Source organism: Pseudomonas sp. GP01-A4 (assembly GCF_058780865.1).
The window spans coordinates 18,293-25,892 of the sequence record NZ_JBYSWF010000084.1; the positions used below are offsets into that span (position 1 = coordinate 18,293).

Genomic DNA, 7,600 nt, shown 5'->3' on the forward strand with positions numbered 1-7,600 from the left:
CCCCCCCCCCCCCCCCACCCCCACTTCCTTGAACGGGTGCAACGCTGCTGGCCGCGGCCCCCCGAACAGCGCATCCCACGCCTTGGAGCCAAACCCTGCGACACACGTCAGGTTGCCGGCTGGCACCCGCTTGCCGACCGAGCGCACCAGGCCGGCGATATCGGCGCACCAGCTGCGCACCGCCTCAGCCGAGTCACGGCCAGGCGCCAGGGTCGCGACCATGAAAATGGCGCTGCTGGTGATCGGGCTGCAGACGGATTGGGGTTCAAGGTTTTGATCGGATGGCGATGTCATTGAGAGGTCCACGGGTGGCGGTCGAGATTCAACGAGCGCAGATTAGCAGACCACCTAACCCTGTGGGAGCTGTCGAGCTTTAGCGAGGCTGCGAAGGCGGCATCAGTGTCAACATTGATGCTGCCTGACCCACCGCTATCGCAGCCTCGCTAAAGCTCGACAGCTCCCACACTGGATTTTCGTTTATGCGCCACTTGTACATTTCCTCCGGACAAATCCCACAACGGGGGCTCCCCTCTTGCGCCCTCCCGATGGTAGTGTGTGAAATTGTTTCTGACCTTTCGATCAGACATTTCTCACTCACTCCCTGCAAAGGAATGCCCCCAGCAATGGATTTTTCCCTCAAGCAACTGGCCGTAGCCACCCTGATGGCCGCCAGCCTTTCGGTGTTCACCACCCAAGCTCAAGCCAACCTCACCCCACAACAGAACGCCGTCATCCTGAAGACCTTCAGCGATGCCTCGGTCAAGGATTTCCGGCAGTTCCTCGCCAGCCTGGCCAAGAGTGACGTGGCCAAGAGCGACAACCTCGGCCCGGCCATCAGTGCCTTTCTCGACAACAAGGACCTGACCGCCGACCAGCAGAATGAAATCCATCGCCTGCTGGGCCTGTATGCGCGGGTGAAGTACGGTGCGGCCGCCACTGAAACCCTGCGTGAGCTGGTGGAGATCCCGACCTTCCAGGTCGCCGGCGTGGCCCAGCACGACAATCCCGAGTTCATCAAGATCGCCGCCAAGATCAAGAGCCTGGCCGAGTCGTTCAACCTGAACTTCCGCAACATCGACAACCGCGTCTACGAGATTTCCCTGGAAGGCAGCGGCGATGAAGTGGTCGGCATCCACGCTCACGCGGACGTGGTGCCGGTAACCCCGGAAAACTGGGTACTCAAGGACGGCACCAAGCTCGACCCATTCAAGGTCACGCTGATCGGCGACCGGATGTATGGTCGCGGCACCGAGGATGACAAGAACGGCATCGTGGTGGCGATGTACGCGATGAAGGTGATCAAGGAAGAGAAGCTGCCGCTGGCGCGCAATTTCAAGCTGCTGGTGGACACCACCGAGGAAACCTCCGGCGACGCGATCCCGTACTACTTCGAGCACAACCCAACGCCCAACTACAACCTGGCGCTGGACGGCGGCTACCCGGTGGTGATCGCCGAGAAAGGCTACGGCACGGTCATGGCCAAGTTCCCCAAGCGCAAGGCTGAAGGCCAAGGCGCAGAAATCATCTCGATGACCGGCGGCAAGGCCACCAACCAGATTCCGTCGGCGTCGGTGGTGACATTGCTCAGCGACAAGCCTGCCGAACTGGCCGCCAGCCTGCAAAAGGCCGGCAGCGAATACGCCAAGCGCAATGGCGGCGACTTTGAAGTGGCGGCCAAGGTCGTCGGCAAGGACGTTCAGTTGACCGTCACTGGCGTGTCCGCCCACTCCTCCGAACCGGAATCCGGGGTGAACCCGGTAGCCAGGGTCCTCGACTTCCTCAACAGCCTCGACGGCAAGGTCGCGCTCAAGCACAACCAGTTCACCGACGCCGCGCACTACGCCGCCAACAACTGGGGCCTGGATTACCTGGGCGCCAAGCTGGGCGTGGGCTTCTCCGATGCGTTCATGGGCCCGCTGACCACCTCGCTGACCTATGTGGGCGAAGATGACACTACCTTCAAGCTGGCGGTCAACCTGCGGGTGCCAAAGGGCAAGTCACCGGAAGCACTCAAGGCCGAAATCGCCGACAAGCTCAGCGCCTGGACCAAGAAAAACCACGTGGCTGTGACCTTCGATTACTCGATCGCCGAGCCGATGTACCGCAACCCTGAGGGCGAGTGGGTCAAGGCGCTGTTGGCGGTGGCCAGCGAGAACCTGGGCATGGAGCACAAGTACGGCACGTCTGCCGGCGCTACTTCGGTGCATGAGCTGCCCAACGGCGTGCAATTCGGCCTGGCACGGCCGGAGGTCAAGTACACCGGCCATACCGACAACGAGTTCAAGACCGTCGACCAGTTCCTGCTGGACCTGCAGATCGTCACCGAAATGATGGGCCGCATCGGGCAACTGCCGAAGCTCTGACCTGCCCTTCGGACCCGCCGCCCTGGCGGGTCCACTAAGCGATACGCCAGCCTTTCGACGCCCGCCGCTGCGCGAGGAACCGGGCATAGCGCCCTTGCCTTGCGGTCAATTGCTCAGGCGTGCCCTGCTCCACGATCCGGCCTTCATCGAGCACCACGATCTGGTCGGCCATCACCACCGTCGACAACTGATGCGCGATCACGATCAGCGTGCATGTGCCGCGCAAGCGTGCCAGGGTTTCGGCGATGACCGCCTGGTTCTCGGCGTCCAGTGCTGCCGTGGCTTCGTCCACCAGCAGGATCGGCGCGCCCTTGATCAACGCACGGGCGATCGCGACACGCTGACGCTCGCCACCGGACAGGCGTGCCCCGCCCTCACCCACCGTGGTCGACAGGCCCATGGGCAGGCGCTCGATAATCGCCTGCACACCGGCCTGCCGCGCGGCCTCCAACACTTGTGCGTCGCTGGCGTCGGGTTTGCCGAGGCGAATGTTGTCGGCGACGCTGCCCTGGAACAGGTACGTGTCCTGGAAGATCTGGCTGATTTGCGCGTTGAGCTGCTCGCCGGACATCTGTCGCACGTCCACGCCACCGATACACACCTGGCCCTGGCTGACCTCGAAAAACCGCGCGACCAATCGCAATAGCGTGGTCTTGCCTGAGCCGCAAGCCCCTACCAGCGCCGTCATGCTGCCGGGCTCGATACGCAGGTTCACCCCGCGCAGCACGTCCCTTGAACCGGCCGCGTGGCGAAAGCTCACATCGAACAGCTCCACCGAGGCATCCCGTGGAGATTGCGGCGCGCTCGGCACCTTCAGGGGCGACGCGGCCAATATCTCGCGCACCGCCTCAAGCTGCACCCCGGCACCGCGCAACGTTTCGCCATAGCCGGCCACCTCCAGCAACGGGTCAATGAAGCGGCTGACCAGCAACAGCGACACCATCACCGCAATCACCGAGCCCACGTGCAAGGCATTTCCCAGGTAAGCGTCAAGCCAGAGCGCGGCGGCGATCAACAAGGCCGCGAACACCACCTGCACCAGCCATATGTTCAGCAGAATCGAGGTCGCGGACAGCAGGATCAGGCGCGCCCCGGTCGCGTGCTGCTGCTCGATCGCCCGTTGCAGGAACACCGAGCTGCCGCCGCCACTGAAGGCACGCAACACCGACTGCGACTGGGCGAACTCCAGCATACGCTGGCTGGTGTCGGCCGAGCTGCGCTGGAACGCCCGGTCGGCGCGCCGCCCAAGGCGGGCGCTGAGCCAGAACGCGCCGCCGAGAATCGGCAACGCCAGTAAGGCGATCAGGCCCATTTTCCAGTGCAGCACAAACAACGCCAGTACCAGCACCAATGGCGTCACCACGCCGCTGAGCACCGGAGTAAATACATGGGCCGGCAGCTGAGCCACGGCCATCATGCCCTGGGTCACCACCTGGTTGAGCCGCGCCGTGTTATCAGGCGTGAACCAACCGACAGGCAGTTCGGCCACATGGTCGCCGATGCGCTGGCGCCCGCCTTGCAGCACCGCCACACCCACCGCGACGCCAGCCTTTTCAACCTCGCGTCGCGTGGCCCAACACGTCGCCACCGCCGCCAGGAACACCACCAGCCACAACGCCGCTTCGGCCAGATCACCGTTGAGCATGTCGGTGAGTACCGGCACCAGGGCGGCGAGGGTCAGCCCGCACAGCGCACCGTAGAACATCACTTTCCCGACATAGCGACGGAAGACCGGCCCGTCATCGCCCAACAGTTCGATAAAGGTTTTCAGCATGTCGGCAGCGCCTGTTCGCGGGTCTGTTTGTAACCGCCCGACGCCCACAGGCGCGCATAGCGGCCCTCTTGCGCGATCAGTCGAGGATGGGTGCCCTGTTCAACAATACGGCCGTTTTCCAGCACGATGATGTGGTCGGCGTGCATCACGGTATCGAGGCGATGGGCAATCACCAACAGCGTGCGCCCTTGGGCGAAGCGCGACAGCGCCTCCTGGATTGCCACCTCGTTTGCAGCATCGGCGGCGGCCGTGGGTTCATCCAGCACCAGCACCGGCGGCGCCAGCAACACTGCGCGGGCGATGCTGATACGCTGCTGCTCGCCACCGGACAACTGCGCGTCCTCGCCGATCACCGAGGCATAGCCCCGTGGCAAGCCGATGATGCACTCATGAATATTCGCGGCCCGTGCCGCCGCCTCGATTTCCTTGCGGCTGGCGCTGGGCCGGCCCAGGGCGATGTTTTCGGCAACGCTGGCGTGGACCAGGCGCACCTCTTGCAGCACAAAGCCGATCAGGTTGTAGAGCTGCGAGGTCTCGATCTGCCGCAGGTCGACGCCGCCCAGGGTGATACGCCCCTCCGTCGGGTCAAAAAACCGCAGCAGCAGGCGCGCCAGGGTCGACTTGCCCGAACCCGAGGCCCCGACGATGGCGGTTACGGTGCCAGGCTTGAGGGTAAAGCTGATGTTCGACAGTACCGGGTGCTGCGGGTCGTAGGCGTACCCGAGGTTTTCGACGCGTACTTCGGCGTCCTTGGGCAAGCGTTCGCACCCCGGCTCCACCTGCGCCAGCACCGGCGTCGCCAGCAGTGCCTGCACGCGCTGGGCCGCGCCGGTGGCGTTGTCCAGATCATGCATGATGTAACTCAGCAGCAGCAGTGGCGCGCAAATGCCTGGTGCGACAATGGCGAACGGCAGCACCTCCACCGCGCTGATCCAGCCCAGGCTGACAAACACCAGGCCAAACGTCAGCACCATGGCGAGCACCGTCACCGGGGCGATCATCGCGTTGGCATTGGCCATCGTCCCCACCAGTGGCCGGGTGAACTCAACGAAGGCTTCGCTGAACTCATCTACCGCCTTGCGGTAACTGGCGTGGGCCTTGCCGGTGGCACCGAAGGCCTTGACCACCGGAATGCCGTTGACGAACTCGACCACCGCGTTATTGACCCGGGTCATGCGCTCGACAAAGGACTGCATGTGGCTGCCGCTGGCTTTCATCGCCCGGGTAAAAAACAGCAAAAACCCCGGAAACGGCAACAGCGAGACCAGCGCCATGCGCCAGTCCACCATGAACAGATAAGCCGCCGACAGCAGCACGGCCCCGGCACAACGGCCCACGGTGGTGTAGAAATGCGCAGTCAGGCTGTGCAGGGTGCCGATGTCATCCTGCATCGCCTGCTTGACCTCGCCCGACGCCCGCTCGGTGAACCAGCCCAGCGGCACCTGGCTCAGGCGCTGGGCGATGGCCAGGCGCAAGTGGCGAGTGATGTGGTTGTCGGCCAGGTGCGCGACCGTCTCCGCAACTGTCATCAACAGCAGGCCCGCGAACAGGCTCGCCAGGCTGAGGCTGATGGTCAACCAGACCTCGCCCGATGCCTGGGCCATCGACGGCGCGCCGAGGGCGACCCTGGCGATATGCACAATGCCCCCCAGCGGCACCAGCGTCAGCATACTGCCCACACCGGCCAGCAGTGCCGCAGCGATCAGTCGCCCGCGCACCGGCCGCAACACTTGCGAGACCGCGCCGCGCCCCCTGGGTTTGGCCGCAGCCACATCCTTGTTACTCATGAAGTCTCCCTGACTGAATGAGCCTTTGCTCGCCCTTACCTTATCTTCCGAACGAGCGGCCAAAACCCTCAATCGAAACCTCAAGGAATTTTCAGGCAGGGGCGCGGACCGTCACCCAATAGCGGGTGCGCCGCACCACCTGGATCGGCAACGCGGCGGCCAGGTTGTCCAGCGCCAGGTCGGTATTGTCCAGGTGCAATACACCGCTGACCCGCAGCATCGCCACCTCAGGCGCACAGCGCAGTACACCGCGGCGGTAGCGTCCCAGCTCGGCGATCAGTTCGTCGAGCCGGGTGCCATCGGCCACCAACAGGCCCTTGACCCAGGCGATGCTGCGGTCAGTCACCGCCGCAGTCGGCTGCACGGTGTCCCTGGAAACCGTGGCGCCTTGACCTGCCTCCACCCGCGCACCTGCGCCATGGTCGGGCTGTACCTGCACGGCGCCCTCAAGCACAGCCAACTGGCAGTTGCCGTCGTCGCATTGGCGCAGGCTGAAGCGCGTGCCCAGGGCATGAAACACGCCCTGGCGACTCTGCACCCGAAACGGCCGGGGTGACGGCGCGGTCGTGATGAAGACCTCGCCGGCCCGCAGCAGCACCAGGCGCTGGTCGTCATCGAACTGCACGTCAATTGCTGAAGCCGAGCCCAATACCAGGCGGGTACCGTCGGGCAATACCACTTCGCGAACTTCGCCGGTGCGGGTGCTATGGCCGGCACTCGCCAGTTGCCAGGCGTCGGTGTGGCGCACGCCGTAGGTGAGGCCACCGGCTGCGACCAACAGGCCCAGCAGGCGCAGGGTGCTCCGGCGATCGGGGGAGTCGGGAGCGTCGGGTTCGGCCAGGCTGTGCCTGGCCACCGGCGCGGGGATGCTGTGGAGTTTTTGTTCGAAGCCCAGCAGGCGCGTCCAGGCCAGTTCGTGATGGGGGTGTTCGGCGCGCCAGTGCAGGCAGTTGGCGTGATCTTCGGCGCTGGCGTCATCGGCCCACAGGCGGGCCATCCAGGCGGCGGCGCGCTCGATGATATCCGGGGAGATTGGCTGCTCGGTCGACATTGCGAGGGTCAGCCGTACAGGGTCTGGTAGCAGGCCAGCAGGCCGGCGGCGATGTACTTTTCCACCGAGGAGACGGAGACCTGTAGCTCGGCGGCGATCTCGCGGTAGCTCAGGCCATCGAGCTTGCACAGCAACAGGGCCTGGCGCGCCTTGGGTGGCAGGCTGTGCAGGGCGGCGTCGATTTGGATCAGGGCCTCGATGGCCAGGGCGCGGGTTTCTTCATCGGGGGCGCAGGGTTCGGGCAACAGGGCCAGGGCTTGCAGGTAGGCGGATTCGATCTGGCGGCGGCGGTAGAGGTCGATGACCAGGCCGTTGGCGATCTGGGTCAGGTGCCGCCGGGATTCGCCGGTGGGCGGGAGTTGGCCCTTGCGCATGAGTTGCAGGTAGACGTCGTGGGCCAGGTCGGCGGCGTCTAATGCGTTGCCCAGCTTGCGGCGCAACAGGGTACGTAGCCAGGCGTTGTGGTCGACGTATAGATTTTCAACCTGGCGTTGAAAGGCGAACTGTCCGATGTTCACAAACCTCTCCTTTTACCCAATGGGCCCGGGGTGCTGGGGCGATTGGGCTGGTAATGATTTGCAAGACTATCGGCTCTGGGCTGCGGGTGCAATGCGGGGGGATGGCG

General features: G+C 64.5%; 6 protein-coding genes. 1 reads left to right on the forward strand and 5 read right to left on the reverse strand.

The window, feature by feature from the left end:
- Positions 1-294 (reverse strand): Dyp-type peroxidase domain-containing protein (locus AC3WKX_RS30595; protein WP_173910813.1); only part of this gene is annotated, 294 nt, incomplete at its 3' end.
- A 329-nt stretch (positions 295-623) separates the two neighbouring features.
- Here AC3WKX_RS30595 and AC3WKX_RS30600 point away from each other — a divergent pair.
- Complete coding sequence (locus AC3WKX_RS30600; protein WP_102606096.1) at positions 624-2,363, forward strand: dipeptidase; 1,740 nt, start codon at positions 624-626, stop codon at positions 2,361-2,363.
- A gap of 34 nt (positions 2,364-2,397) precedes the next feature.
- On the opposite strand, the gene AC3WKX_RS30605 is transcribed toward AC3WKX_RS30600, so the two are convergent.
- The 4 genes from AC3WKX_RS30605 to AC3WKX_RS30620 all read right to left on the reverse strand — a co-directional run bounded on the left by AC3WKX_RS30605 (position 2,398) and on the right by AC3WKX_RS30620 (position 7,493).
- The gene (locus AC3WKX_RS30605; RefSeq protein WP_102606097.1) at positions 2,398-4,137 is read right to left on the reverse strand and encodes an ABC transporter ATP-binding protein; all 1,740 of its coding nucleotides are present in this window, start codon (positions 4,135-4,137) and stop codon (positions 2,398-2,400) included.
- Positions 4,131-5,924 carry an ABC transporter ATP-binding protein gene (locus AC3WKX_RS30610; protein ID WP_102606098.1) on the reverse strand — a complete coding sequence of 598 codons (1,794 nt, stop codon included), beginning with the start codon at positions 5,922-5,924 and terminating at the stop codon, positions 4,131-4,133. Before AC3WKX_RS30610 ends, AC3WKX_RS30605 begins: the two co-directional genes overlap by 7 nt.
- Positions 5,925-6,015: 91 nt before the next feature.
- Positions 6,016-6,975 carry a FecR domain-containing protein gene (locus tag AC3WKX_RS30615; protein ID WP_102368723.1) on the reverse strand — a complete coding sequence of 320 codons (960 nt, stop codon included), beginning with the start codon at positions 6,973-6,975 and terminating at the stop codon, positions 6,016-6,018.
- Positions 6,976-6,983: 8 nt separating this feature from the next.
- Entirely contained in the window at positions 6,984-7,493 is a 510-nt protein-coding gene (locus tag AC3WKX_RS30620; protein WP_102606099.1) for a sigma-70 family RNA polymerase sigma factor, read from the reverse strand.
- Positions 7,494-7,600: the final 107 nt, after the last annotated feature.

What these genes read in the sequence shown, in the direction of transcription:
- AC3WKX_RS30600 (WP_102606096.1), top strand. Translation starts at nt 624, where the DNA reads ATGGATTTTTCCCTCAAGCAACTGGCCGTAGCCACCCTGATGGCCGCC.
- AC3WKX_RS30605 (WP_102606097.1), bottom strand. Translation starts at nt 4,137, where the DNA reads ATGCTGAAAACCTTTATCGAACTGTTGGGCGATGACGGGCCGGTCTTC.
- AC3WKX_RS30610 (WP_102606098.1), bottom strand. Translation starts at nt 5,924, where the DNA reads ATGAGTAACAAGGATGTGGCTGCGGCCAAACCCAGGGGGCGCGGCGCG.
- AC3WKX_RS30615 (WP_102368723.1), bottom strand. Translation starts at nt 6,975, where the DNA reads ATGTCGACCGAGCAGCCAATCTCCCCGGATATCATCGAGCGCGCCGCC.